This is a genomic window from Blautia massiliensis (ex Durand et al. 2017) (assembly GCF_001487165.1).
GTDB lineage: Bacteria > Bacillota > Clostridia > Lachnospirales > Lachnospiraceae > Blautia_A > Blautia_A fusiformis.
On record NZ_LN913006.1, the window covers coordinates 1,629,457 to 1,656,165 of the forward strand.

21 protein-coding genes are annotated in these 26,709 nt (G+C 47.0%); 5 read left to right on the forward strand and 16 right to left on the reverse strand.

Going from position 1 to position 26,709, the window contains the following annotated elements; genetic code table 11:
• Nucleotides 1-140: 140 nt before the first annotated feature.
• Nucleotides 141-1,367 (forward strand): 6-phosphofructokinase, encoded by a 1,227-nt coding sequence (locus tag BN3261_RS08525; protein WP_044961479.1) that lies wholly within the window; start codon nt 141-143, stop codon nt 1,365-1,367.
• A 151-nt stretch (nt 1,368-1,518) separates the two neighbouring features.
• On the opposite strand, the gene BN3261_RS08530 is transcribed toward BN3261_RS08525, so the two are convergent.
• The 10 genes from BN3261_RS08530 to BN3261_RS08575 all read right to left on the reverse strand — a co-directional run bounded on the left by BN3261_RS08530 (nt 1,519) and on the right by BN3261_RS08575 (nt 9,994).
• A complete protein-coding gene (locus BN3261_RS08530) occupies nt 1,519-2,607 on the reverse strand; it encodes a class II aldolase/adducin family protein (RefSeq protein WP_044961478.1) in 1,089 nt (362 codons plus the stop codon).
• 220 nt (nt 2,608-2,827) lie between these two features.
• Nucleotides 2,828-4,639 (reverse strand): S8 family peptidase, encoded by a 1,812-nt coding sequence (locus tag BN3261_RS08535; protein WP_015527201.1) that lies wholly within the window; start codon nt 4,637-4,639, stop codon nt 2,828-2,830.
• A 117-nt stretch (nt 4,640-4,756) separates the two neighbouring features.
• Nucleotides 4,757-5,527: a prolipoprotein diacylglyceryl transferase gene (locus BN3261_RS08540; RefSeq protein ID WP_059086003.1), complete on the reverse strand. Its 771-nt coding sequence runs from the start codon at nt 5,525-5,527 to the stop codon at nt 4,757-4,759.
• Entirely contained in the window at nt 5,524-6,342 is an 819-nt protein-coding gene (locus BN3261_RS08545) for an arginase family protein (protein WP_059086004.1), read from the reverse strand. The genes BN3261_RS08540 and BN3261_RS08545 overlap by 4 nt, the downstream gene beginning before the upstream one ends.
• Nucleotides 6,343-6,385: 43 nt before the next feature.
• Nucleotides 6,386-7,330, reverse strand: a complete 945-nt coding sequence (locus tag BN3261_RS08550; RefSeq protein WP_059086005.1) for a DUF308 domain-containing protein — start codon at nt 7,328-7,330, stop codon at nt 6,386-6,388.
• Nucleotides 7,331-7,498: 168 nt separating this feature from the next.
• On the reverse strand, nt 7,499-7,690 hold the full coding sequence (locus tag BN3261_RS08555; protein WP_015527205.1) for an alpha/beta-type small acid-soluble spore protein: 192 nt from the start codon (nt 7,688-7,690) through the stop codon (nt 7,499-7,501).
• 97 nt (nt 7,691-7,787) lie between these two features.
• Nucleotides 7,788-7,970, reverse strand: a complete 183-nt coding sequence (locus BN3261_RS08560; RefSeq protein ID WP_015527206.1) for a PspC domain-containing protein — start codon at nt 7,968-7,970, stop codon at nt 7,788-7,790.
• Nucleotides 7,971-7,983: 13 nt separating this feature from the next.
• On the reverse strand, nt 7,984-8,901 hold the full coding sequence (locus tag BN3261_RS08565; RefSeq protein ID WP_059086006.1) for a DUF4097 family beta strand repeat-containing protein: 918 nt from the start codon (nt 8,899-8,901) through the stop codon (nt 7,984-7,986).
• Nucleotides 8,898-9,674, reverse strand: a complete 777-nt coding sequence (locus tag BN3261_RS08570) for a DUF1700 domain-containing protein (protein ID WP_059086007.1) — start codon at nt 9,672-9,674, stop codon at nt 8,898-8,900. Before BN3261_RS08570 ends, BN3261_RS08565 begins: the two co-directional genes overlap by 4 nt.
• Nucleotides 9,675-9,676: 2 nt before the next feature.
• Nucleotides 9,677-9,994, reverse strand: coding sequence for a PadR family transcriptional regulator (locus tag BN3261_RS08575; protein ID WP_015527209.1), 318 nt, complete (start codon nt 9,992-9,994; stop codon nt 9,677-9,679).
• 256 nt (nt 9,995-10,250) lie between these two features.
• Here BN3261_RS08575 and BN3261_RS08580 point away from each other — a divergent pair, with 256 nt between their 5' ends.
• Nucleotides 10,251-11,711 (forward strand): RsmF rRNA methyltransferase first C-terminal domain-containing protein, encoded by a 1,461-nt coding sequence (locus BN3261_RS08580; RefSeq protein WP_195635059.1) that lies wholly within the window; start codon nt 10,251-10,253, stop codon nt 11,709-11,711.
• A gap of 52 nt (nt 11,712-11,763) precedes the next feature.
• Here the strand turns inward: BN3261_RS08580 and addA are convergent, their stop codons facing one another.
• Together addA and addB are read right to left on the reverse strand one after the other, a co-directional pair.
• Nucleotides 11,764-15,486, reverse strand: coding sequence for a helicase-exonuclease AddAB subunit AddA (gene addA / locus BN3261_RS08585; RefSeq protein ID WP_059086008.1), 3,723 nt, complete (start codon nt 15,484-15,486; stop codon nt 11,764-11,766).
• Nucleotides 15,467-18,889 (reverse strand): helicase-exonuclease AddAB subunit AddB, encoded by a 3,423-nt coding sequence (gene addB, locus BN3261_RS08590; RefSeq protein WP_330383257.1) that lies wholly within the window; start codon nt 18,887-18,889, stop codon nt 15,467-15,469. The genes addA and addB overlap by 20 nt, the downstream gene beginning before the upstream one ends.
• 167 nt (nt 18,890-19,056) lie before the next feature.
• Here addB and BN3261_RS08595 point away from each other — a divergent pair, with 167 nt between their 5' ends.
• Complete coding sequence (locus tag BN3261_RS08595; protein WP_021651335.1) at nt 19,057-19,494, forward strand: hypothetical protein; 438 nt, start codon at nt 19,057-19,059, stop codon at nt 19,492-19,494.
• 23 nt (nt 19,495-19,517) lie between these two features.
• Here the strand turns inward: BN3261_RS08595 and BN3261_RS08600 are convergent, their stop codons facing one another.
• From BN3261_RS08600 to BN3261_RS08615, 4 genes are all read right to left on the reverse strand, one after another.
• Entirely contained in the window at nt 19,518-21,467 is a 1,950-nt protein-coding gene (locus BN3261_RS08600; protein WP_059086009.1) for an NAD(+) synthase, read from the reverse strand.
• Nucleotides 21,468-21,486: 19 nt separating this feature from the next.
• Nucleotides 21,487-22,368: an Hsp33 family molecular chaperone HslO gene (gene hslO / locus BN3261_RS08605; RefSeq protein ID WP_015527218.1), complete on the reverse strand. Its 882-nt coding sequence runs from the start codon at nt 22,366-22,368 to the stop codon at nt 21,487-21,489.
• Between the two features lie 17 nt (nt 22,369-22,385).
• A complete protein-coding gene (locus BN3261_RS08610; protein WP_059086907.1) occupies nt 22,386-23,159 on the reverse strand; it encodes a class I SAM-dependent DNA methyltransferase in 774 nt (257 codons plus the stop codon).
• 176 nt (nt 23,160-23,335) lie between these two features.
• Complete coding sequence (locus BN3261_RS08615) at nt 23,336-24,466, reverse strand: hypothetical protein (RefSeq protein WP_059086908.1); 1,131 nt, start codon at nt 24,464-24,466, stop codon at nt 23,336-23,338.
• Nucleotides 24,467-24,909: 443 nt separating this feature from the next.
• Between BN3261_RS08615 and BN3261_RS08620 the strand changes: the two genes are divergently transcribed.
• Together BN3261_RS08620 and BN3261_RS08625 are read left to right on the forward strand one after the other, a co-directional pair.
• A complete protein-coding gene (locus BN3261_RS08620; RefSeq protein WP_059086010.1) occupies nt 24,910-25,467 on the forward strand; it encodes an ECF transporter S component in 558 nt (185 codons plus the stop codon).
• Between the two features lie 54 nt (nt 25,468-25,521).
• A complete protein-coding gene (locus BN3261_RS08625) occupies nt 25,522-26,652 on the forward strand; it encodes a pyridoxal-phosphate-dependent aminotransferase family protein (RefSeq protein WP_059086011.1) in 1,131 nt (376 codons plus the stop codon).
• Nucleotides 26,653-26,709: the final 57 nt, after the last annotated feature.

Consider the following 26,709-nt stretch of genomic DNA (forward strand, 5'->3'; position numbering starts at 1 on the left):
TTCTCTATCTATACTACTATTTTACTATGATATAATTATTTGTATAGAGTAATTTTTTTATAAAAAAGGTGATTTTTTTAGATGTTATCTTCTCCTATTTCTGTTACAATATAAAAAAACAACACCCAGGAGGTATCAGAATGTCAAAAAAGAACCTTATCGCAGGACAGTCCGGCGGACCGACCGCAGCTATCAACAGCAGTCTTTACGGTGTGGTATCTGAAGCACTTAAACATACAGAAGAGATTGACCATGTTTATGGTATGGTCAACGGCATTGAGGGATTTTTAAACGGAACAGTCCTTGATTTCCAGGAAGCACTTCCGGGAGAGCAGCTTCTCGCTCTTACCTGGACCCCCGGCGCTTACCTTGGCTCCTGCCGTTACAAGCTTCCGGAATCCCTGGAGGATCCGGTTTATCCGAAGCTTTTTCAGAAATTCGAGGAGATGAACATCGGCTGGTTCTTTTATATCGGCGGCAACGATTCCATGGATACCGTCAGCAAGCTTTCCCGCTATGCTGAAAAGATCGGCAGCGACATCCGTATCCTCGGTGAGCCGAAGACCATTGATAACGATCTTGTAAACACCGACCATACTCCCGGATTCGGAAGTGCTGCCCGCTACGTAGCCTCCACCGTCCGTGAGATCACCCTGGACGCCTGTGTCTATGAGAAAAAATCCGTCACTATCATCGAGATCATGGGACGTCACGCAGGCTGGCTCACCGGAGCTGCTGCCCTTGCCCGGAAATACGTTGGAGACAATCCGCTTCTCATTTATCTTCCGGAAACCGATTTCGATGTAGAAGAATTTCTCCAGAAAGTTCATGCTGCCTTCGAGAAAAACTGCAACGTCGTAGTCTGTGTATCTGAGGGAATCCATGATAAAGACGGCACTTTCATCTGCGAATACGACAGCGCTGCCGGAACCGACGCCTTCGGTCACAAGATGCTTGCTGGCTGCGGTAAATATCTTGAGAATCTTGTACGCAGCCGTCTTGGTGTCAAAGCCCGCTCCGTAGAGCTCAATGTAAGCCAGCGCTGCTCTGCAGCTATGCTCTCCGGAACAGACCAGCAAGAAGGCATCCTCGCCGGTGAATTTGGTGTACAGGCTGCCCTGAACGGCGAAACCGGAAAGATGATCGCATTTAAACGTCAGAGTGATTCTCCGTACTCCATGAAATGTACACTGGAGGATGTCAACGTTATCTGCAACGAAGAAAAGACGGTCCCTGTGGAATGGATCACAGAAGACGGCTCAGATGTCACCGAAGACTTTATCCGCTATGCCCGCCCGCTGATCCAGGGAACTGTAAATGTTCCGGTTGGTGAGGATGGACTGCCGGCGTTCGTGTATCGGAAATAAGATTTGTGGTAATGCGGATAAAAATATCCACATTTGCTGCGTAACTCTGTCCTGAGTAACTGTTTATCCGTCATTCAATAAAAAATGCACCGGGAATTTCCTAATAGTTCCCGATGCATTTTCTTTATTTCTCTCTATATATTTTTCTTTTTTATTTCTTACTGCGATATGCTTCTGCTTCCCAGTGTGTGATAAAATATGTGATCTCATCAGTCATCTGCAGCGGACCGCCAAAGCTCTCTGCATACACTGCAAGCTTGATCGCATCCTTTACCAGAAGCTGTGCCTTTGCTGCCTTTCCTTTGTCATCTTCCATGATAAATGCGCCAACGCCCTGTACCAGGATCAGTCTTGGCTCTTTATCATGCTCTGCCATAAATGCATCCATCGCATTTTTCGCCTCATCAATATTTTCTACAAATAACGGATAAGGTCCGCAATATACAATATGATCCGGAGTAAACGGCTTCAGAAGAGGTGCCGCAGCAGTTTTATCTTTTACAAAATGATCCGCCTCCGCAGCCGGTACGACTTCCACCGCATGTCCAAGCAGACTGGAAAGCTTCTGTGCTGCCTGCTCTTTTTCAGGTGTAACTGCATCACTTACATCCGCAATTCTCTTTACCTGCTTTTCCAGCTTTCCGATCACACCATCGAATAAAACGCCGATCTCCTCTACAGTATCAGCCGCAACAAAAATTCCGTGATTCTGAAGCAGAAGAACCTGCACGTCTTTTCCTGTTTCTTCTTTATAGGCATTCATTTTCTCGAAGCAGATGCGGGCAAGTGTGTATCCCGGTTTGCAGATATCGATCCAGAGTACATCTTTTCCAAGAAGCTCTTCGCAAAGAGCCTTTGCGCCCTTTCCGCAGGTCAGTCCATTGATAAGTGTCGGATGAACATGCAGGACATACGTATAGGCAAACAGATTGTGGAGCAGTGCTTCCACGCTGGGACGTTTGGTTTTATCCTCATCGGTCACTGCCGCCATTACATCTGCAAGATATGCAGATTCACGCTTCACATCATCCGCCGGATATTCCGTTTTCATGATCTCATTCAGACGGGCTCTGTCCATTTTGACAAATTCCTCTGCCTTAATGGTAGCAAGCTGTGTACCGGATCCCTTTACATACAGTGTTGTATCGTCTTTTACAGAAGTATTACCGCCTCCTGCCAGAACATAGGCCGGATTGCTTCCGTAAGTGTTTGACATTTTTACCAAAGTTGAAAGCTCCATAAGTAAAATTCCTCCCTGTTGTGTCATTATATAATTTTTCCATATATTTATAGTACACGATACAAAGTGAATTATCTATATGAATATTTTTTCCAAAATTAGTACTTTCGTATCCTTTTTTTATTTTTCCAAATGTAATATCTATGCATCTTGTGCATCTACTCTTTCCAAAGGAAATGATCTGTTTCTGCTTTTCATATTTTTTCCAATTCTCATCATCTCACGTCAGCAGTTCAAAGGTATGATACAGATCCACCTTCCCATACCCCCACTCCGGGTTTGGGTACTGCATGTTTTCTTCTCTTCTTGCGCCTCTCTGCAGATAATATTTCACGCTGCTCCCGGTAAAAAACGGCTGGTTATCCCGTATGATCGCCCATTCAAACAGAAGTGCCGCGATGCCGGCGGTCTGTGCGGCGGAGATACTGGTTCCGGAGCGGGTTCCAAAGTCGCCTCGTACCAGCGGCACTTTTACGTTAACGCCAGGAGCTGCCAGATGTGGAGTGATCATGCCATCTGGCGTATAGCCTCTGCCTGCTGCAATGTAGATGCTTCCGTCACGATGCTGGTAGGCAGTTGCCGTAATGCTGTTCCTGGCGTCTCCCGGCGCTGTCACCGTGGTATAGGGGGATGGTTCCAGAAAATAGGTATCCTGGGAGATCAGCCCTTCCACAGGAAGCCATATATGGAACTGTACGTTCTGTTGATTTCTTGCCTGGGTAAAAATTTTCCAGATACCGGACGCCGGATGGAAAAATCGGATATACACCAGGGAATATCCGGTCTGACGCTCGATCAAGATATAATTCACATACACCTTTGTTTCCACAAAAACAAATGACAGCTCCTGGGTTCTGGAACCTATGGAACTGCTGACTTCCAGTATCTCACCGGTTGGTGACTGGATGGAAAGCTCATAGATTTCCGGCGGTTCTCCCCAGAATTCTATGGTAAAGCCCTGCTCTCTTTCCGCTACACGGAGTTCTGTCACGATCTGTTCCCTTCCCTGAGAAAAAATCCCCGTGCTGTGGTTTCTTGTATTTCCTTCGTTTCCTGCTGCCACAGATACGGATACCTGGGAAAAATTTGCCACATAGTCCACATACTGGCTTAACGCATTGGTCCCCAGATGCGCGCCCTGGCTGCTTCCGATCCCCAGGCAGATAGAAAGTGGCATCTTCAGCTTTTTGGCCTGGGAAATCGCAAAAGCAATGGCCATCATCACATCATTTTCCTGAAAAGCTTCTGCCTCCGGAGGATAAAGATAAAAATTCCGGAGATATTGCTTTGCCGGCTTTACCTTGATGATGATCAGGGTTGCCTCCGGCGCTGCTCCGGTAAAATTTTCTCCGGGTACCATATTTCCGGCAGCAATACCCGCCAGTGCCGTGCCATGGCCGTTGGTATCTCTGGATGGCACGATGGCAAACGGCTCCTCGGAAGCCAGTGCCCGGTCGATATCCTTTTTCCGAAATAATTTGCCATATGGAACTTCTGTATCTGCTATATCATCCCCCGGCAAATTATCTGCATCTCCATTTTCAGCTTCCAACTCCCGTCCAGACTGATTTTGTTCTTCCTCTTCTATGGACTGATCCCATAAATAAGCGATTCTGGAGCCGCCTGCATTTCGAAACACTTCATTCTGATAATCAATCCCCGAATCGATCACCGCCACCGCAGTACCTTTTCCACGCAGCTTCAGATAAGGGTGATCGTGCAGCCTGTTGATCCCTGATTCCCCTGCTGCCTCCATATCCATGTAGGTATAACATTTCGGGATCGAATTATAGGAGGTTCCCGTGACCTCAATTTCTCCCATACTTTCCAGCGGAACATAAAGAACCCCGAAAATTTCATTGATCGCCCGAAAAGATGCCCCCGGAAAAAGTTCCATAGTATCCTGGACATTCTGCATATATTTCACGATAAAATCCCCGAAGCGCTGACTCTGTGCCGGATTTTCCGTCTGCGCTCCGGGGATCTTATCCTCTGTTTTCATATTTGGTTCAAAATCTTCTTTTCTGAGCATGACAGGCCTGCTTTCGCCTTTTTCATAGATGTATGCAGCGAAAACCTGTCCTTATACCACTATTGTCCAACTTTTTCCTGATACATGTTCCTGATACATGGGACTTCCCTGATCCATTTAAACACTGCTCTTGCTGTCTCTTTTTTTCCTGATCCGTATCAGCAGCACGATCCCCGCAATCCCTGTAAAAATACTGATAAACTGGGAAGTCGACAAAATTCCCACACTTCCACGGATAATATCCCCACGGAAAAACTCGATCACAAACCGTCCAATGCTATAAAAGATCAGATAACAGGCAGTAACCTGACCATCTTCTTTTTTGTTCCGTGCGATCAGCAACAACAAAAGAAAATGCAGAAAATCCAGTCCGCCGGAATACAACTGCATCGGGATCAGCGCCACGTGATTGGGCGCATATTCGGAATTCTGAAATATCACAGAAAAAACACTCTCTGTCTCTTTTCCATAACAGCAGCCCGCCAGGAAACATCCGATCCGCCCAAATCCCTGGGCCAGTGCCACAGATGGCAGGATCACATCCGCGTATTTAAAAAATACAAGCTTTCTGATCCTGCAATACAGAAGCCCCGTCAGTATCCCGCCGATGATACCGCCAAACACCACAAAACCGGAGCTTAAAGTTTCCATTATAAATCCCGGATCCTGAACAATTGATTTCCACTCTGTGATCCAGAAGAGAAGCTTTGCACAGAAAAATCCACCCACCAGGCACCACAGAATCATTGGAAAGATCTGTTCACTGTCAAGCTTCTGTTTTCCGGCTCTGTATTCTGCAGTCAGGCAGCCTGCCAAAATTCCAATGGCGATCATCAGACCATAACCGTATACCGTAAATGGCCCGATGGTAAGAAGTTCATTTTTCATCGGTTTCCTCCTGTTATCTCATTCTTATTTCCGTCATGATCTTCGCTCCCGTATGCGGACAGAAAACACTCCAGCAATGCAGCATTGGCCCGGTCATTCAAGGTGCTGTTTCCAGATTCTGCTACATCACATTCACCACAGATATCCACGCCCAGGATTCCCTCTGCACATATTTCTCTGACTCTCTTCAGACATTCCAGCATCGTATTCAGGCGCATATCCCCCTGGCTCCAGTTCGTGTCCGCATCATCCTTGCAGAGAACATCTTTATCCACAGAAATGTACAGCGGCAGCTTTCCCACATGCTTGCTTACAAACGCACACACCTGCGCCTCTTCCATTTCCAGAAGCTTCTCTCTGCTCAAGAATTCCACCTTTTCCTGAATCTCCGATTCCACTCTGGAAAAGGCTTCCTCATCCGGGCCGATCAGGATCACCCTTTTAAGCAATGGAAGTTCCATAACAGAATCGTAGATCCATCCTCCGCAGGAAAGCAGACCTCCGAATGCCGGCGGCTGCATATCCGTGTGATTGTCAAATACAAGAAGCGAGAAAGGCTCCGATATCTTTTCCAGCCAGATTCTTGTCATATAGTGATAGTTTCCGGAATCAATAAAATGGATTCCTCCGGAAGAATAAGGGGCAATACGGCTGCGAATGGCATTCATCGCATCCTCATCACAGTAGCAGTTGGTTCCGGGAATGTCCCTGGCCTCCACCCGGGATACTTCTTTTCCCCTCCAGAACTGCTGATCCTCATATATTCCGGAAAAATCCATCATCAGTATCTTTATATTTTTATCTGTATTTTTCATGTGCACATCTTACCACGGAATGGCAGATGATGCAAGAGAAGGGTCAGTCCTTCCACTCTTCCAGTTCTTCATCGGAACCGTCCAGAAGATCCTTCAGGCTGCCGGTTTCCGCCTGGTCTTTGCCTACAGCCCAGAGCTTCATCTCCACATTCTCCGGTTCTTTTTCCCATCGGGAATTCTTCTGCTTTTGCTCTTCTTCCGGTTCTGTGGATTCTTCTGTCTCTTTTCTGTCCGCAGAATATCCGTCTGCATCCTGCGCCGGCATAGCCGCTGTAGTCTCTGCTGTAGTTTCTGTTGGATATTCTGTTTCCTTCCCACTCTGCTGCTCACTCGGCGCATTTTCATCCTGGGTTCTTGTATCATTTGGCACATCCATATCTGCCGTTTCATTTACAGCATCTGCACTGTCTGCACCAGAATCTTCCTTCTCTGTCTCCGCCTTTTTTGCGATCTTTCGAAGCCCCAGCTTCATAATAATATAGAATACGATATCCGCAGCTCCGTCACACACCAGCACCCAGCCGGAAAAGATCAGCAGAGTCATGATCTTCGGAAATCTTCCAAACAGCATCACGATTCCAAGTGCAATGAAAACAAGACTTCCGATCAGAAGCACGCTCCATGCGCCGTTTCCTCCTTTTTTCAGAAGGAAGGCTCCTTTAAACTTCCACAGACTGTCAACCAGTACAAATGCGCTGAGCATCCATGGAAGCAGTTTGATCACGATGGACGGTGTCATAAAAAGAAACACCCCCAGCACAAAAACAACCACACCACTTAGAAGATCCATGATCGTAGCTTTCGCTTTTCCACGTATGTAAATATAGATATGATAAATGCCAGCTCCGATGAGGATCAGCCCGAATACTACTTTGCAGATCACGTCCACCGTCTGCGTGGGGATCAGGATCAGGCAAAGTCCCAGCAGTATATAAAATACTGAGGAGATGATCTCACCCTTTAGAATGTTGTTGATTTTTTCACCCATGTTCCTTCATACCTCCTCTGTTATTCCAACAGTATAGCTCTTTTCCACTGGTCAGTCCACCCTGAACCGTCAAAAAAATTTCTTTTTTCCAGAAAAATATTCTTATAATTCAATACAGCCCGAAGGACTTTTCCGGCGTCATTTCGCCTTGTTCCTTCAGGCTGCATTTTACTTTTTATGTTTCTTCTTTTTTGTCATAAGACCACCGATCCGTCCGGTTTCTTTTGCAGAAAGGCTTTTCCACCCGTCTTTGATCACTTTATCCAGAACTCCCATCTCATCGGCAATCTCGTATTTCAGTTTTTCCGCCTGGGAAAGCTTTCCCTCAAGATATGCTTTTACTTCTTTCTCCCTGTTCATCTTCCACACTCCTCATCTTTTTTATGGAGTATGGACAATTTCCGGAGAAATTATGCATTCTGAAAAATATGTCCGTCCTTTATGGGTACTGTCATTTTTAATCCGGGATAATGATCGCCGCAATGATATACGCCAGGATTCCGGCTCCGCCCATCAGCGTGATGATCACCCATACCAGCCGGACAAGAGTCGGATCGATATTAAAGTATTCCGCAATTCCGCCGCAGACACCACATAACATACGGTTTACTGATGATTTGTATAGTTTTTTGTTACTCATAATGCTTCCTCCTTTAGTCTTCTTCAAATTCAACCTCAACGTTTCCCATTCCGCAATCCAGTTTTATATTTTTCGTGGCACCTTCATTTGTGATCTGTTTATTTCCGGAAGTAATGGATGTTTCCAGAGAATCATCCACCTCCAGATTTCCAAGACCACATTTCAGCTCATAATTATACTCAGCAGCTTTTCCTGTAAGTGTAAGCTCCATATCTCCCATACCACAGCTTCCTTTTAAATTCTCCACCTGAAGTTCACTGATGTCAGCAGTTCCCACTCCGACTGTAAAATCTGCTTCCTTTATATCCAGGCTGCTGGAATTTTCAATGGTTCCAGCCCCCACATTTACTTCCATCTGCTCCGCTTTAAAATCACCATCCAGTTCGATGGTTCCGGCTCCCATCTGAAGTTTTATCTTCTGAAAGCTTAAGTTTTCCGGGCAAAAAATTTCTATGGAACGGTTTCTCACTTTTTGATTGCTTGCAATTCTCAGACTACCGTTGTCATTGCTAATCTGAATGCGATTGTGATCCTTCCCTGAAACTTTCACCTGAACTTTATCCTCATTCCATGTTTTCAAAACCAGTTCTTCGTATCTCAGATCACAGAAAAGGTCTGACACAGCCGAGGCCTCATATACTTTCGTATATGCGGAACTGTCTGCACTGTCTGCCAGAACGCCCTTCTCAGTTACCGCGCTCTCTGCAGCTGCCTGAAAATCGTCCTCCTGCTCATCCATATCTTCCTCGGAATCTTCCACTTCCCAGCTGTCTTCATGATCCAGAACACGAAGCACCTGCGTGATTCCATGATCCAGAACACTCACATCTCCCATAGTCGCTCCCATGGCAGCTCCGCCGGCAGTAAGTCCCAGGCCTGCTACACCGAATACTGCTGCAAGGATCAGAATTACCTTCAGAAAACGTTTCATACTTTTTCCGCCTTTCTTCCATTCAGGAGATTACTGCAGAATCCCGTAAATTTCCGCAGGATCGCCGGCAGTATCTTACCTGTAAACCACACCGTCAGTGCCAGTAACAAAAGTCCAAGTGCCATCATCAGGCATCCAATGCCGATCGTCAGGATCCCGGCCGGTGGAAGAGACACCGTCATGGCAATCCCAACAACAATGCACGCAGTTGCACCGATCACAAGGATGATCGATCCCGCTCCTGCAAAAAATGTCAGCAGGAAAGGCAGCAATGCCAGTGTCACCAAAATCCCCAGTACTCCGCCAAATAATCCTTTTATCAGAGGAGCCGCAAAAACAAGAACGATCAGCGCAAGAATGATTCCTGCCTTATTCTGCTTTTTCTCTGCGTGATAGCCGCGCTGGGCACGTCTTTTCCTGCGGTCTTCGAAATTTTCTGTATTTCCCGTATCACGATGGGCCTCTCCCTGTCCATTTCCGTATACGGTTACTTCTGTATAATGGTCCGGCATTTCCCCGTTCTCTTTCACACGGGTATCCTGATATCCGTTCTCTGTGTATTCCCCGTAATCTTCACTGTTCTCCTGAAGATCTGCCTTAATAATCGCAGCAACCTTCCCCGGATTTCCCAGTTCCCGGATCACTTCTCCTTCATTCTCAGGACCTGCATCATCAAAATATCCTTCATAATATTCCAGTGCTTCCTGTCTCTCTGCCTCTGAAATATCGGAAAGCAGCCGTTCAAGCTGTTCCATAAACTGCTTTCTGTTCATAATCAAACTCCCTCCTCAAACATCCTGGTGATCTTGGATGAATAGATCTCCCATTCACTTCTGTAAAGATTCAGCTGCGCTGCGCCCTTATCTGTCAGCTTATAATATTTCCGGTTTCTGCCTGCATATTCCATATTGTAGGCTTCCAGACATTCATCCTTCTGAAGCCTGCGAAGGACCGGATACAGCGTAGATTCTGAAACCTCCAGAACACTTCGCACATCCTGGGTGATCTTGTACCCGTAGGTACCGTCCTTCTCTCTGGAAATAACAGCCAGGACGATCGCATCCAGGAGGGCTGCTCCTGTATTAAATACCATCTGCTCACCTCTCTATGACCTGTAAAACGGACATCCACATTCCGTCTTACTACATGCTGATGAACGCGATCACTTCACGATCCAACGCTCACATGATAAGTCATGTAATATTGTTCTGTGAATAATACTATATATCGTATAATATAGTTTTGTCAATAGTATTTAGAAAAATCCCTCTATACTTTATAATATTTTTCGGAAACCACTCTTTTCACACAATATCCGAGAGAGTCAAGTTTATATTATGGAGGAAATTATGACAGATTCAGATAAAATACAGACATTACCGCTTCCTTTTCTGGAGCGTATGAAAGAAATGCTGGGAGATGATTATGATGCTTTCCTGAAAAGCTACAAAAATCCCCGCACCTACGGTCTACGTGTAAACACCGCCAAGCTCTCCTGCCAGGATTTTCAGGCGCTTTCCCCTTTCCCTATCCGGCCGATCCCGTGGATCAATACCGGATACTTCTACGAGGAGGAAAGCCGCCCTGCACGATGTCCTTACTACCAGGCGGGTCTTTATTATCTCCAGGAACCAAGTGCCATGACACCGGCTTCCAGGCTTCCTATCGAACCTGGAGATTTTGTCCTGGATCTCTGCGCAGCTCCCGGAGGAAAAGCCACTGCCCTGGGTGCAGCCTTAAATGACACCGGATTTCTCCTTGCCAACGATATCAGTACTTCCAGAGCCAGAGCCCTTCTTAGGAATCTGGAGCTTTTTGGCATGAAAAATATGCTCGTCACCGACGAAAAGCCCGCCAAACTTGCCCAGCGTTTTCCTGCTTTCTTCAATAAGATCCTTCTGGACGCTCCATGCTCCGGGGAAGGCATGTTCCGAAAAGAGGAAGCCCTTGCCCGCGACTGGACACCGAAAAAATCTGCTGAGCTTTCTGATATCCAGAAAGACCTGGTCTTAAAAGCTGCCGATATGCTCCGTCCGGGCGGAATGCTACTTTATTCCACCTGCACTTTTTCCCCATGTGAAGACGAAGAAGTGGTAGCCTATCTTCTCAGACAACGCCCGGATATGGAACTTATGGAAATGCCAGGATATGAAGGCTTCTCCAGCGGCCGCCCGGAATATGCCGGCACAGCAGACACTTCCGATTCCGAAATCGCGTTAAGCTTAAATGCATTTAATCCGGAAGAACTTCAAAAATGCGTCCGAATCTTTCCACACAAAATGGATGGCGAAGGTCATTTTCTCGCCCTGTTCCGCAAAAAAGGTGACTCTCTTCCACCCGTTTTCCGCTTTTCCGCAAAAGGACCGGACAAAAATACCCGGAAATGGCTGGAGGAATTTTTCTCTGAGATCGGTCTGAAAACCATTGGCGGTCAGGAATTTGACTGGAACCGTGTGGAAGTCCGCAAAGATAAAGTATACTATCAGCTGCCCTTCCCGCTGGATCTCCGCGGAATCTCCTTTCTTCGAAACGGCCTCTACCTGGGTGATCTGAAAAAAAAACGTTTTGAGCCGTCTCAGCCTCTGGCGCTGGCGCTTCACAAAGGAGATGTGGAAGCAGTTATCTCCCTGCCGGTTTCCGACGAGCGGCTTACCCGTTATCTGAAAGGCGAAACTCTTATGATCGAGCCGGAAGAGGCCGCTCACAAAAAAGGCTGGCACCTTCTCTGTGTGGACGGTTATCCTCTCGGCTTCGGAAAGCTTGTAAACGGGATCTTGAAAAACAAATATCCTGCTGGCTGGAGAGTGTAATCTCTCCGCCGCAGGATATCTGCCCACATTAACATATCATTTCATTTTCAGATCAGAGACTGAACGCTTCTCCAAGAGTAAACGAATAAATATACCGTTCCTTCACCTTCCGGCCTGTCATCCGTTCCAGCGCCTGGGCGTAATCCTCCAGCTGTACATGATAACGGTCGATCAGCTTCTGTTCTTCTCCACGTCTCACAAAGTCCGTTTTATAATCCACCAGAACGATTTCTTCATCCTCTATAAAATACGCATCAATGATTCCCTGTACCAGAACATTTTCCTCACACTGCCACTGCGGATCGAGCTCCGAAGCTTTTCTTGCGATCACAAAAGGCTGCTCCCGGAACAGAAGTCTCTTCTCTGAAGCTGCTTTCATCCGCTGTCCGAGAGGTGTTTCCACAAAATTCCAGATATCCTTTACCCGGACCGACTCAGCCTCTTTTCTTTCCATCTTCCTGGCGTCAACCCATTCTCTCAGCTGTCTGCGGATCTCATCCCTATTTGCTGTCTTCTGATAGTCCAGGCATTCCATTACACGATGATAAGCCGTTCCACGAAGTGCCCCTGTATACCCTTCCGCTTTCTTCTCCTCGATAAATCGGGGAACCAGCGGCTGGATCTCTTCTTCCGTCTCATAATCCACCGTTTCTTCCAGATCCTGCTCACTGTGGTAGCTTCGCTTTTTCAGTTCTGATACACTCACCTTCACAGGAAGATCTTCCAGATATTGATAGGGATATACAAAGGAAAAACGTCTCTGGATTTCCTCCCGGATCTCACTGTCAAAAACTCTGCCCGGATTCCAGTTCTCCAGTGTTTCCTTCTTCATTTCCCGCTCTGCCTGTTCCACAACCTCACTTTCTGTCAGTTCCCGTGCTGTGACCCGTGTAACTTTGAATTCTGCCGGATCTTTGTACAGAGGATTTGCGGTATTCATAAAGATGCCATATTCATGAAATAATGGTGCCATGCAGCGATGTCTTGCCAGTGCCGGAAGCACATAATCCCAGTAAGTCTTCCCGCCAAGCCTCCTGCCCAGAGAAAGCAATGGTTCCTCACTGTCCCTTAATGCGGACAATTCCCCCAATTCCGGTTGCAGGGCTCCAATGGTTCCACTGAGGATCAATTTTTCCTTTGCACGTGTAAGCGCTACATAAAGTACCCTCAGCTCCTCTCCGAGGCTTTCCATCAGAAGCGCTCTCCGTATGATCTGCTTACACAGGGATGGAGCGATGATCCTCTTCTCCGGCAGGATCGCATCCGCACCGATCCCCAGCTCCGGATGGATCAGGATACTTGCGTTCATATCCCGGAAATTAAAGCGTTTTCCCATTCCTGCTGCAAACACTACCGGAAACTCCAGTCCCTTGCTCTTATGGATCGTCATGATCTGTACTGCACTTTCCCCGGTTCCGGAAAGATTTACCTCCCCGTAATCCACCTGATACTGCTGAAGCTTCTGGATATATCTTACAAAATTAAAAAGGCCTCGATAGCTTGTCTTCTCATATTCCATTGCCTTTTCCACAAGCATGTTCAGGTTTGCATTCCTCTGTTCACCATTTGGCATTGCCTTTGCATGGTCTCCATATCCGGTACGTGCAAGTACCTCCAGGATCAACTGATGGACCGGCGTGTAAGCCGCCTTATCACGAAGTGCATTCATGGTGTCCATAAAACAGGACAGCTTCTCTCCGAGGATTTTTTTGTTTTCCTCAGAGCTCCCATGCTTTCTGTAGTCCTCCACAAACCTGCGCACACATTCATAGATCATTCCTTCCGGATATGCGATCCGAAGCTCAGCCAGCTCTTCTGTGGTACATCCAACGATCGGTGAACGCAGTACGCCGGTCATGGGAATATCCTGCAGCGGATTATCCAGGATCCGGAGATAATTCAGCAGTGTCACAACCTCTGTTGCAGAAAAATATCCGGTTCTGGAGGCCGTATATACCGGTATCCCTCTTGCACTCAAAACCTCCCCGAAGGTTTCAGCCCAGCCTGAAGCAGATCGGAGCAGGATCACGATATCTCCATATTGAAGAGGTCGATACTCTCCCGTTTCCTTATCCAGCACCCGTTCATGCCCTACCATAGATCGGATTCTTCCTGCAATGGCAAGGGCCTCCAGCTCTCTCTCATTCTCCGTTACTTCTTCATCCTCCTCTTCCAGCAGCGGACTGTATTTATCCACAAGAAGGATCTCTGTTTTTACAAATTCCGGATCCTGGCCTTCCGGAAAAGAAGCTCCGGGATACAGAGCTGCCGCCTCGTCGTAAGCAATTCCTCCCAGATCTTCCCCCATGATCTGCCGGAAAATAAAGTTGACACTTTCAAGGACTTCCGGTCTGCTTCGGAAATTTTTGTGCAGGTCGATCCGCTGTTCCGGACTGTCTTCCAGTGAATAGCTCTTATATTTTTCCATGAACAGTTCCGGACGGGCCAGACGAAAACGGTAGATGCTCTGCTTTACATCTCCTACCATAAAGATATTTTTGCGTTCATTGACCCAGCCGGAAACTGTCTGCATCAGGATCTCCTGAACCAGATTACTGTCCTGATACTCATCCAGCAGGACCTCATCATATTTTTCAGAAAGCTCTCTTGCCGCCTGGCTGGGCACATAGGTTTCTCCTTCCTTTTTCAGAAGGATGTCCAGGGCAAAATGTTCCATATCTGAAAAATCCAGAACATTTTTTTCACGCTTCTTTGCCTGGAAACGTTCTGCAAAATCCTTTGTCAGCTTTACCAGCATCTCCAGCGGTGGTGCAGATGCTTCTGTTAGTTCCGTCAGCTCAGCCAGATTTCCGTAAAAATATCGGATTCCCAGTTCCTTCAGATTATCTTTTGCATCTTCGCGAAGAGCTTTTACCAGATTTTTCAGCTGCTCCGATACTCCCTCCATTTTTTTTGAGGAAAGCCTTGCAAACTTCAGATTCCGGAGATTCTGCGCTATCTCATCATAATCCCTTTTAACGGACAGTTGTTTTAACTGCCGGATCAGTATCATATCTTTTTCCAGAGCCTCCAGATAAAGCTCCGGTCCATCCTGGAGCTGACAGGTCTTCATTGCGGTTTCTGTAAGCTCTTCCGCTTCTTTCAGTGCGCAGTCTGCAGCCTCCCACAGATATCGGAACCATCGCGTTCCCTCAAGACCTTTTTCCGGATCCAGATGATAATTCTCCACACAGCTGTCCAGCCATTTTTCGGGCCATGGATTACTCATCGCAGCATTATAAAGCTCCAGCACATGTTCCTTCAGTCCTTCATCCGTTTTTCCTGGCGCATAGCATTCCACAAATGCAGTAAAATCTGCCTTTCTTTCTGCATAATGATCTTCAAAAAGCTCCTTCAGCACATCTTCCTGCAAAAGCTTCAGTTCACCCTCATCTGCAGTCCGGTAACCCGGATCCAGTCCGATCAGATGAAAATAATTTCGGATCACATAGGCGCAAAAGCCGTCAATGGTAGTGATCTGTGCCGTATGGATCAACGTCATCTGTCTCTGCAGATGCTCATTATCCGGATCTTCAGCCAGTGCCTGATCCAGTCCACGTTCGATACGTTCCCGCATCTCTCCCGCTGCCGCCCTTGTAAATGTCATGATCAGAAGACGGTCAATGTCCACCGGTTTCAAAGGATCCATGATCTTACTTAAGATTCTCTGCACCAGCACTGCAGTTTTACCGGAACCGGCTGCTGCGCTGACCAGAATATTCCGGTCCCGGAGCGTGATGACCTTTTTCTGCTCCTCAGTCCATTTCACTGCCATTCTCTTCCTCTCCCTTCATGATCTTTTTCCACAGTGCATCTTCTTCTATAGACGACAGCCTGTGAAACTCATATCCCGGTATCTTCCTGTCGAAGCCGCACACAGTAAGATACGGACAATATGTGCAGGCATTCTTTTTTCCAAGTTCATAGGGTTCCACTGCCGCATTTCCATCCAGGATCGATTCCCTGATGTCACAGATCTTTCTCCGCACATACGCTCCCAGAGCATCAAACTGCTTCCTTGAGGCAACAGAAGATCTTTTGCTGAAGCTTCCGTCCCGGTTCAGGGATACCGGTATGGAGGCCATAGTGCTGTCGATTTTGGTACTCATATTATCATCTGCCTGTACAAGCCCGTTCATTTTCATTTTCTTCAGCATCTGCTCATTGATGCTTTCCATATCCGCATGGATCTTCTCCTGTATCATAGGATCCTTCACATTATAATAAAACACACCAGCCGGAACGATCTCGCGATCCGGATACTTCCGTTTTTCCACCTGTAATGCTCCATCCAGATAGACCATCAGCTGAAGCTGAAGGCCATGATACAACGCCAGCAGATCAAACGAAGTATTTCCAGTTTTATAGTCGATCACCTTCACATAGACCCGGTTGTTCTCCGGCTCTTCCATGATATCCACACGGTCGATCCTTCCGCCCTGAAACCTCACCTCAAATCCTTCCGGCCGGAATGCTCCATGCTTCAGCTGTTCCTGCAAAGCCCACACGGTACGCCGCAAAATACGTCTGGTCCGTTCGATCATATATTCATTTCTCGCACTGCTTTTAAGGATCGTATTTCCGTAATCTGCGGAAACCTGATCCAGACAGCTGTCTATGATACGGTTTCGCTCTTCCTCCGTAAGCTCTGCCCAGTCCAGTCCCTCTTTTCGGACTTCCGCCGCAAATTTTTCCAGTGCCATATGCATGACATTTCCCATATCCATAGCCCGGAACTCATACTCTGCACGTTCTGTAATCTTCAGTCCATACTGCAGAAAATGTGCAAATGCACAGGCCGCAAAACGCTCCAGCCGGGTAGCACTGTACGGGGAAATTTCTCCATAGAGAATCTTTGCCACTGTTTTTCCGATCTTGTCTGACGGTCGTTCTGAAAAAGATGCCTCTGTAAGATTTTTTACAAGGATCCTGTATTCCGGGCTCTGAAGATACCAGCTGTACAGTTCCTGGAAGACCGCATTATCCTGGTAAGCTTCTCCTGCAAGCCCTCTCAGGAAATAATCCAGGCTGATTCCCGGAAGCTCCAGTAATTCCATAGGTTCCTGCATATCTCCGCACTGCCGGATCTCCATTTCCGGAAACATCTCCCGGATATTACTGACAAGAAAGGCCGGACTCAGGGCTTTTCCCTGGCTGTCGGACTGACAGAAGGACAGACAGAGCAGTTCTCTTGGCTTGGTCATGTTCAGATACAGATAAAATCGCTGCATGTTCATCAGTTCCTTTGGCCCCGGTGCAAGCTGGATCCCCTGATCTTTAAAAAATTCTCTGTCAATCTCCGTAAGCATTCCTCCACCGGATGTATTCTTCGGAATATTCCCTTCATTTACTCCCACAAAAAACAGTGCACGGATATCCTTCAGCCTGGTTCTCTCCATATCTCCCACAAGTACCTGGTCCATACTTGGCGGGATCAGAGCCACCTTGGCCTGGTTCAGTCCTGTTTCCAGAAGCTGACGGAAATCCTGGCGGTTCACGGTTTCCTCTCCAAGGATCTCCACCATATTATCCAGAAGTTCCATAACGATTCCGTAGATCTGGGCATATTCCTTTTCCATGGCCTTGTCGCCCTGTTCCTTGAATTTCAGTTCCTGATGCTTCAGTTTCTGCTGCACCTGGCTCCGCACTGCAAACTCGTAGAGAAAAGTACAGTATTCCCGCACCGTCTTTTTCCCACCTTTAAAGCTTAGCGCAAGCTCTCTGGTCTCATCTGCGAACCGCTGCCGGATCTCATTAAGCCTCTGAATGCTTTCCGGCGGCATTCCCCGGTAAATACGCACCCACACTTCATCCCATTTCTTAAATCCACGGATACCAAGAGCCAGCACATAATTCTCCAGAAGGTCTGCTTCCTCCCTGGTCACACAGGACATTCCGCACCGGAGATACCGGAATACACTCTCATAGGAAAAATCCTGCACTGCCATCTCAAGTGCTGCCCGGAAATATTCTACAAACGGATTCATCAGGACCGTATGCTTCTCATCAATGAAATACGGGATCCCTGCTGCTGTAAATACCTGCTTTGCAAGATTTCCATACTCCTCCAGGTTACCTGTGATCACGGCGATCTCACCGTAACGGCAGCCCTTTTCCCTTACAAGTCTGGCGATCCGGCGGGCAGCTTCTTCCATTTCCTTCTGCGGGTTCACTGCCGAAAACATGCAGATCTCATCCTGCGCTTTTTTATATATATTTTTTCGGTAACGGAAGATATTTTTTTCAAGGAAATGAAGGGCAGGTGCCTGGGAAAAGCGGGATTTTCCCACATCCTTCAAAAGAACCGGTGTCTCGATCTCCCTGGTCAGCTCCGAAAGCCCGTGGATCATCTGACGGCTCATATAAAAAAGCTGATAAGGTTTTCCTCTCATGCTCAGATTCTCATCCGCATCCATGGTCACCGTTACCATCACCTTCTCACAGACAGCAAGAAGTTCTCCCACAACACGCATCTGAATAGGCGTAAAACCGGTGTAACCATCCAGAAGGAGTACACTGTTTTTCATTTTTTTAGAAAACGGAAGAGCTTTTTCCAGCGCATCCATTACTTCTTCTCCTGTCATATAATGATTCTTCAGATATCCGGTAAATGCCTGGTAAAGAACAGCTACGTCTTTCAGCTTCATCTGAAGTAACGCTCTGTCACCGGAATCCTCGATCATCTCCTGGATCTCACTGTCCCGGATATCGTACTGCATAAACTCCGACAGGATAGACTTCACTTCATCCAGGTATCCCGCTTTACGCATCTGACCTCCCAGATAGGAAAGCTCCTTTCCATGCTGCTGTACCATCTTCTGCAGCACCATACTCTTACCGGTTTCTTCCAGAAGGATGCGGCTGTCTCCTCCAACTTCCTCCAGAACACGGTATGCAAGACGCTCAAAGCTCAGGATATCAATATTCAGGATTCCCCTGCCCGGACTCATCTCCACCAGTGTCTTCTGGGTCTGCATGGTAAACTGCTCCGGCACGATCACATAAAAAAGCTTCTCAGGATGCAGCCCTGCCTGTTCTATGATATTCTGATAAGCATAACAGGATTTTCCGCTTCCGGAACTTCCTATGATAAACTGTAATGACATCTTCATCCTCCCGATCACTTGCAGATTTTCAGTCATTCCGGCGCCATCCTGCGCCTGAAGTATTCCTATCATACCACAAATTCTACTCCTATAGAACGGTCGTTCTTTATATTCTGAAATATCAGCCTGCTCTTTTCCTTATTTTTCCAGGCACAGTATCGAATGACCTGCGCACAGCTGTGGCATAAATCCTCCCTCCCGATAATAAACTATATAAAAAGCTTTGGGAGGCGTGTGCCATGAGTTCCAAAACCAGGATCATCGTCCTACATATGAAAGAGATCATTTACACAGCTGTCTTTCTGGCTCTGGCTGTCGTTCTGGCTGTCGTTCTTTTCTTCATGTTCGGTCCCGGAAAAAATACCAGTCATACAGCCAGCGAAAAATCCCGCTACAAGCCGGGCGTCTATACCTCTTCCATCACCCTGAACGAGAATACCTTCGATGTGGAAGTTACTGTAAATGCTGACAGGATCAAGGCCATCCGTCTGGTGAATTTAAATGAAGCCACAAAAGCGTCCTATCCTCTTATGGAACCGGTTCTGGATTCTTTGGCAAGTCAGATCTATTCCAGTCAGTCCCTGGAAGACATTCAGTATGCAGGAGACCGGAAATATACCTCCCAGGTACTCCTTTCAGCTATCACGGATGCAGTAAAAAAAGCGGAGAACACTTAAGCTCTCCGCTTTGCGATCTACGTTCAGATTTCAATCTTCTCCAGCACATCCTGCCAGATCCTTGCACTTGCATCACTTGGCATTCTGAGATCTCCTCTTGGAGAAAGTGCCACACTACCTACCTTCGGGCCATCCGGCAGACAGGAACGTTTGAACTGCTGGGCAAAAAATCTCCGGTAGAAGGTTTTCAGCCATTTCAGGATCGTCTCTTTATCATAAATCCCATCAAAGGTCAGGCAGGCAAGCCTGTAGATCTTATCCGGTGTAAATCCTGCACGCAGCATGTAATACAGATAAAAATCATGAAGCTCATAAGGTCCTACCAGATCCTCCGTCTTCTGGGCGATCTTGCCATCCTTAGGAGGAAGAAGCTCCGGGCTTACCGGAGTATCCAGGATATCCAGAAGAACCTCCTTCAGTTCCTCATCTCCGCAGGTATCCGCATAATAACGTACCAGATGACGTACCAGTGTCTTCGGGACAGAAGCATTTACACCATACATGGACATGTGATCGCCATTATAGGTTGCCCAGCCAAGAGCCAGCTCGGAAAGGTCTCCGGTTCCCACAAGAACGCCGCCTTCCTTGTTTGCCGTATCCATCAGGATCTGAGTACGCTCACGTGCCTGGCTGTTCTCATACGTCACATCGTGGATCTCCGGATCATGTCCGATATCCCGGAAATGGATATTTACCGCCTCTTTAATATTTACCTCGGTAAGCCTTGCACCAAGGCAGCGGCTTAACTTGCAGGCATTCTGATAGGTTCTGTCTGTGGTTCCAAAGCATGGCATGGTCACACAGTGGATCTGTTCTCTCGGCATTCCCATCCGGTCAAAGGCACGTGCCATTACAAGAAGCGCCAGGGTAGAATCCAGTCCTCCGGAAAGTCCTACCACCGCACTCCTGCTGTGGATATGCTCCATACGTTTCTTAAGTCCCATAGCCTGGATGTTCAGGATCTCCTCGCAGCGCTCATCACGCTCTTCCTTCACAGACGGAACGAAGGGATACTGTGGATATTTTCTGGTAAGTCTTGTTTCCTCCTCTGCTACGGAAAAATCAACTCTTGTATGACTGCAGGTAGAAACTGCCGGATACGTGGACATTCTTCTTCTCTCATCAGCCAGTCTCTGCACATCGATCTCACTGTAAATAATGCCGTTCTCAAAGCGTCTGCTTTCCGCAAGCATGGAACCGTTCTCTGCGATCATATTCTGTCCGCCAAACACGAGATCCTGGGTAGACTCCCCTTCCCCTGCACTGGCATAAATATATCCACAGATCAGTCGTGCTGACTGCCCGCTTATCAGAGTTCTCCGGTAGGAATCCTTACCTACCATCTCATCACTGGCAGAAAGATTAACGATGATATGCGCACCGTTGACGGCATGACGGATACTTGGCGGCGCAGGGACCCAGAGATCCTCGCAAAGCTCTGCTGCAACGGTGAATTCCGGAAATTCCTTACATTCAAAGATCAGCTCTGTTCCAAAAGGAATTTCATCCCAGAACTCATCCTCCTCATTTTTCTCGCACTTCAGGAAGTCCACAAATTCCACATCTTCTTCCTCTGCACCTGCAAACTGTCTCTGCTCATAAAACTCATTATAATTCGGAATATGCGTCTTCGGCACAAATCCCACGATACGGCCATGATTCAGAGCTGCTGCCACATTATAGAGCTTGCCTCTGTGACGCAGCGGGAGTCCCACAAAGATCAGGGCGTCCGTCTCCCTTGTCTCCTCTGCAATATGCAGAAGCTCATCCCACGCACTGTCCAGAAGACATCTCTGGAGAAAAAGATCGTGACAGGTATATCCTGTGATACAAAATTCCGGAAATACCATCAGCTTGACATGTTCCTTTTCCATTTCATGAATGGCCTTCAGGATTTCCTCTCCGTTTGCCTTGCAGTCTGCAACGGTAACTCTCGGCGTTGCCGCTGCCACCTTGATAAAACCATGCTTCATTTTTTCTTCCTCCCGAGTTTTATCGCTTGCACTCTCTTATGATCCTCTTAAGATCTTCCACGGTAAAATTATAATTCTTATTGCAGAAATGGCAGTTCATCTCAATGTCCTTGCCTTCCTGGATCATCTCGTTAAGTTCTTTTCTTCCGATGCTGATCAGCGCTTTTTCCACACGCTCTCTGCAGCAGTTGCAATGGAACTGTGTGGGCAGTGTATCATTGATCTCTATGTCAAAGCCTTCCAGTACTTTTTCAAGAAGACTTTCCGGTGTGTGTCCCTGCTCCAGAAGATTGGTAACAGAATCGATCTTTGATACGTTTTCCTCAAGCTTTGCGATCACCTCTTCCTCTGCAAAAGGCATCAGCTGTACAATAAAGCCTCCCGCCTGACGGACTGTATTATCCTTATTCATCAGCACACCCAGTCCTACCGCAGACGGAACCTGCTCGCTGGTTGCAAAATAATAGGTGAGATCTTCTGCGATCTCGCTGGTCTGAAGAGCAACCTGTCCCACATATGGCTCTTTCAGTCCCATATCCTTGATCACATCCATAAAGCCTACGCCGACAGCTCCCGCAACATCCAGCTTGCCTTTGCTGTTTGCCGGGATACATACATCCGGATTCCCCACATAGCCCTTTACATTTCCGTGAGAATCTGCAGTTACTGTGATTCCCTGCAGTGGTCCGCCTGCATGGATCCGAAGTGTAAGGAGATCCTTTTCCCCTTTCATCATAGCTCCCATCATGGCACCGCCGGTAAGGAGACGTCCCAGTGCCGCTGTTGCCACCGGACTGGTGTTATGATTCTTTCTCGCTGTCTCCACCATATCGGTTGTAACAGCCGCAAATGCACGGATCTGGCTGTTTGCCGCTGTTGCTCTTACAATATAATCACTCATATAAAAAATTTCCTCCTTTATTTCTCGTCTGACGGAATTTCCTTTCCATGTTCTCTGGCCACAAAAGTCAGTCTTCCGCTGTCCGGCTTCGGTGCATCCTTGGTGTATGCGTCATAAACCGCCAGCGGGATCAGGCCTGCCTTTTCAAGAAGTTCCCTTACTTTCTCCGAATCATAAGCCTTCTGGTAATGAATTTCCTCGTCTCTCTCATAAAGACCATCTTCTCTCGGAAGAAACAGAGTCAGATCATACACATTGATCCCGGTCTCCTCATCAAATTCATTTTCCCAGATAAAGCTTCCCTCTTCCCGATTCTCTGCAATAGTCGTATTTCCAAGCATTTTCCGGTATTTATACGGGGTGTTCATATCAAATATGAAAATTCCATCCGGATCAAGATAATTGTTCACCAGTTTAAATACAGTAAGCAGATCATCCTCCTCTGTGATGTAATTCATACAGTCACAGACGCTGACGACAGCACGTACTGTTCCATAAAGTTCAAACTCCCGCATATCCTGTTCCAGATAAAGGATCTCATGACCGGATTCTGCACGTTTTTCCATGGCTTCGCCAAGCATTTCCTCAGAGTTATCCACACCGATCATATCATAACCGGACTCAGCCAGAAGCTCTGTCATCACTCCGGTCCCACAGCCAAGTTCCAGCACGATCCCGTCTTCAATTCCGTATTCTTTAAGACTTCCTATAAGATATTCCGCCCATTTTTCATATTCCACATTGTCCATGAAAATGTCATAAACTCTGGCGAAATCACTGTATGCTTCCATAAAAACCTCCAAATATTTTCCGGGCGTTCCATCGCCCGCAGCGTTCACATTATACCATGTCTTCCTGTATAAGTATACGCCTCTGACATAATATGACACAAAAAATCCGGGACCGCAGCCACAAAAGCTGTGATCCCGGAATTCTTATCTAACCGAATCTCCTGCTACTCCAGGCTTTACTGTACAGGCATATAGTATACGTCTGCAGCCTCACCGTGCCAGTAGAAGCTTGTTCCATCCTCTTCATATACATCACAGTCATACTGAGAAGAGAAGGTGAAACGGTTTCCTTCGTTATCCATCCATGCACCGTTTCCGTCCGGAACGATAACACGTGGTTTACCATCGGAGTTTCTGTAAATAGTTCTTGTCTCATCTGTGTTGCCAAGCTGCTCATCTGTAAATCCGCCATTTACGATAGCACCGGAGGAGCTGCTGTCAGTGGATGCAGTTCCATTGGAAGAACCATCAGATGTACTGCTTCCGTCTGTAGATGTTCCGTCAGATGCTGCACTTCCGTCTGTAGATGTGCTTCCGTCGGCAGCTGTAGTTCCATCTGCTGCTCCGTCAGAAGAAGCTGCTGCATTACCATCTGCAGATGCACTTCCGTCAGAGGAAGCTGCTGCATTACCTTTACCGGCAGTCTTGGCTGCGGAACCATTTGCCGCACTCTTCAGAGTGGAATCACCAAGGATCGCAAAGCTGTCGACAGACTCCTGAACCTTTTTCAGAGCATCCTCTTTTTTAACAGATGCCACAAGGCTGTAATACTCACTGTCATTTACAAAGTATTTATTGATAGCATATACATAACCGTCACTCTTGGTCGTATCCTTATATTTCACAGTATAGGAATAAATGTTGATTCCGTCTTTCTGATCTGCCTTGTAATCCTGGATCTCAAAATCGGTTCCATTTACCATGTTCTCTGCCTGTGTCATGGAAACTGCCATATCCTGGGAGTTCGGGATCACTGCGGATTCCAGATCTGCGCCGGATCCGTGAAGGATCAGGATCCTGCCCTGGTCCGGAGACTCGAAGCTTACCATATCTGTCTCGTCGGACTTGTTGGCCCAGGTTGCATCCGGAAGCTTGATCGCTACGGATTTATCCTTGGATGTATAGGTTGTATTCTGTGCGTCTGCTGCAACAGTCGGTGTAACCTTCGCTTTTTTCGCCGGTGTCGGAGTAGGAGTAGACTCCACAACCACGCTGTCCTCTTTTCCTCCTCCGAAACTACATGCCGTCATGACACCAGAAAGAGCAACAGTCATAGCTAAAAGTGCAATAAATTTTTTATTCTTCATAGTATCCTCCTCATAATCATCATCAGTCACAAAGTGTGTCCGGAACATTCACTCCTGAACACACTCTTTGCTATAGTTTACGATTTTATTACAGCTTTGTCAATTGATTTCTCCCTGTACTTTATGAATATCCTGTAAGCAGATATCCTGCTCCGTACAGGATTTTTCTAACATTATAATTTTCCCAGATATACCTATCTTATTCTCTTCTTATGCTGATCCTGTATTTCCCGTTTTACGCCTTCATTACGAAAGTTCTGATTTATTCCCCACCAAGTAAGCCTCCTGTTTTAATGACAAATATCTCCTTGAATCTGTCCCCTCTTTTTTTTCTATAATTGTGTCTTTATTCATGTACACTCATGTTGTAAAGTATACCCAACCAAAAATATATGAAAAGAGGACATCCATACATCGATGTTTTCGGGAAAGGATCTATCACTATGGAAAAAGCAGTTCAGACATCTCAGAGAACTGACCAGGAGCTTTCATCTGTTCAGTTTCTCACCATTACAGCCGCATTTGTTGCACTGACTTATATCTTCACCGCATTTATTAATGTTAAGCTTCCGATCGCAGCCAACGGCGGACTGATCCACCTTGGAAATGTACCGTTATTCATCGGTGCCATTTTATTCGGAAAGAAAACCGGAGCCATTGCCGGTGGGATCGGAATGGGGCTCTTTGACCTTCTCTCCGGCTGGACCCTGTGGGCACCATTTACTCTTATTATTGTAGGGATCATGGGCTTCACAGTAGGTAAGCTCACAGAGGATCCCCGGCACCAGAACATGAAATGGTATGTGATCGCCATTGCCGCAGCCTGCGTGATCAAGGTTGCAGGATACTACATTGCAGAGGTTATCATCTACGGAAATCCACTGGCACCGGTATCTTCCATCCCAGGAAACCTGGTCCAGATCGGTGTTGCAGCTGTCATCGTTCTCGTAGTGATCACACCATTAAACCTTGCAGCAAGAAAAACCGGATTAAAAAAATAGCTGTAACAGCTGCCGTAATTTGCGGAAATAATATAAAGATCAAGAGGTGAGCTTATGTATAAGATCATGACACCGGGACCTACACAGGTCGCAGAAAATGTCCGTCTGGCAAGAAGCATGGAATGCACAAATCCGGATCTGGACGAAAATTTTGTCGAATTTTATAAAGAAACCTGCGAGAAGATCAGCACTCTTCTCCATACCTCCAACGAAACTCTCATCTTAAGCGGTGAGGGTATCCTTGGACTGGAGGCTGCCATTGCTTCCATGACTGAGCCCGGAGATAAGGTTCTTGTTCTGGACAATGGTATCTACGGAAAAGGCTTTGCCGATTTTGTTTCCATGTACGGAGGCAGACCGGAGCTTTATACCAGAGATTATCAGAACACTCTCAATGTAAAGGAACTGGAAGCCTTCCTTGCGGATAACCATAACTACAAATATGCAACCGTAGTACACGGCGATACTCCAAGCGGCATGCTCAACGATGTATCTGCCATCTGCCCGCTTCTTAAAAAATACGGGATCCTTACCGTTGTAGATTCTGTTTCCGCTTCCTTCGGCGAGCCTCTGAACATTGATGCATGCCAGATTGATATCATGTGCGGCGGATCACAGAAGGTGGTATCTGCACCTCCGGGACTTACCTTTGTTGTAGTCAGCAGCGATGCAAAGAAGGCAATGACTGAAAGAAAGACACCCATTGCTTCTTTCTACGCAAATCTCACAACCTTTGCACATTATTATGAAGAAAAATGGTTTCCATATACCATGCCGATCAGCGATATCTATGGTCTGCGGGCTGCTATTGACAACATTGCCGATGATCCCGGGATCCTTACACGCCATGCCAAAATCGCCGCAGCCTCCCGAAAGGCCATTACAGGAGCCGGACTTAAGCTGTATCTCCACAGCGGCTATTCCAACACGGTAACTGTTTTTGAAGTCCCGGAAGGCACCACTGCCGCTGCGATCCTGGACGGAGTCAGAAAAGACTATAACATCATGCTGGCAGGCTCCTTCGATGTCCTTGCCGGAAAGGTTATCCGCATCGGTCACATGGGAAATAATGCAGCTTTCTACAATGTACGTGAAGTTTTCCATGCTCTTGACGGAACCCTGCAGAAGCTTGGCGTTCCTCTTACCGGATCCATGGAAGAAATCTTCTGCGAAAATATGAAATAGACAAAAAAACGCTGTAAAAGGAAATTTATCACTGCTGTTTCTCCATTTTGCCGGTAT

What these genes read in the sequence shown, in the direction of transcription:
- BN3261_RS08540 (WP_059086003.1), bottom strand. Translation starts at nt 5,527, where the DNA reads ATGAAAAATGAACTTCTTACCATCGGGCCATTTACGGTATACGGTTAT.
- BN3261_RS08530 (WP_044961478.1), bottom strand. Translation starts at nt 2,607, where the DNA reads ATGGAGCTTTCAACTTTGGTAAAAATGTCAAACACTTACGGAAGCAAT.
- BN3261_RS08555 (WP_015527205.1), bottom strand. Translation starts at nt 7,690, where the DNA reads ATGAACAGGGAGAAAGAAGTAAAAGCATATCTTGAGGGAAAGCTTTCC.
- BN3261_RS08575 (WP_015527209.1), bottom strand. Translation starts at nt 9,994, where the DNA reads ATGGTATTTAATACAGGAGCAGCCCTCCTGGATGCGATCGTCCTGGCT.
- BN3261_RS08615 (WP_059086908.1), bottom strand. Translation starts at nt 24,466, where the DNA reads ATGAAGAATAAAAAATTTATTGCACTTTTAGCTATGACTGTTGCTCTT.
- BN3261_RS08580 (WP_195635059.1), top strand. Translation starts at nt 10,251, where the DNA reads ATGACAGATTCAGATAAAATACAGACATTACCGCTTCCTTTTCTGGAG.
- addA (WP_059086008.1), bottom strand. Translation starts at nt 15,486, where the DNA reads ATGGCAGTGAAATGGACTGAGGAGCAGAAAAAGGTCATCACGCTCCGG.
- BN3261_RS08620 (WP_059086010.1), top strand. Translation starts at nt 24,910, where the DNA reads ATGGAAAAAGCAGTTCAGACATCTCAGAGAACTGACCAGGAGCTTTCA.
- addB (WP_330383257.1), bottom strand. Translation starts at nt 18,889, where the DNA reads ATGATAGGAATACTTCAGGCGCAGGATGGCGCCGGAATGACTGAAAAT.
- BN3261_RS08600 (WP_059086009.1), bottom strand. Translation starts at nt 21,467, where the DNA reads ATGAAGCATGGTTTTATCAAGGTGGCAGCGGCAACGCCGAGAGTTACC.
- BN3261_RS08525 (WP_044961479.1), top strand. Translation starts at nt 141, where the DNA reads ATGTCAAAAAAGAACCTTATCGCAGGACAGTCCGGCGGACCGACCGCA.
- BN3261_RS08565 (WP_059086006.1), bottom strand. Translation starts at nt 8,901, where the DNA reads ATGAAACGTTTTCTGAAGGTAATTCTGATCCTTGCAGCAGTATTCGGT.
- BN3261_RS08560 (WP_015527206.1), bottom strand. Translation starts at nt 7,970, where the DNA reads ATGAGTAACAAAAAACTATACAAATCATCAGTAAACCGTATGTTATGT.
- hslO (WP_015527218.1), bottom strand. Translation starts at nt 22,368, where the DNA reads ATGAGTGATTATATTGTAAGAGCAACAGCGGCAAACAGCCAGATCCGT.
- BN3261_RS08570 (WP_059086007.1), bottom strand. Translation starts at nt 9,674, where the DNA reads ATGAACAGAAAGCAGTTTATGGAACAGCTTGAACGGCTGCTTTCCGAT.
- BN3261_RS08535 (WP_015527201.1), bottom strand. Translation starts at nt 4,639, where the DNA reads ATGCTCAGAAAAGAAGATTTTGAACCAAATATGAAAACAGAGGATAAG.
- BN3261_RS08595 (WP_021651335.1), top strand. Translation starts at nt 19,057, where the DNA reads ATGAGTTCCAAAACCAGGATCATCGTCCTACATATGAAAGAGATCATT.
- BN3261_RS08550 (WP_059086005.1), bottom strand. Translation starts at nt 7,330, where the DNA reads ATGGGTGAAAAAATCAACAACATTCTAAAGGGTGAGATCATCTCCTCA.
- BN3261_RS08610 (WP_059086907.1), bottom strand. Translation starts at nt 23,159, where the DNA reads ATGGAAGCATACAGTGATTTCGCCAGAGTTTATGACATTTTCATGGAC.
- BN3261_RS08545 (WP_059086004.1), bottom strand. Translation starts at nt 6,342, where the DNA reads ATGAAAAATACAGATAAAAATATAAAGATACTGATGATGGATTTTTCC.
- BN3261_RS08625 (WP_059086011.1), top strand. Translation starts at nt 25,522, where the DNA reads ATGTATAAGATCATGACACCGGGACCTACACAGGTCGCAGAAAATGTC.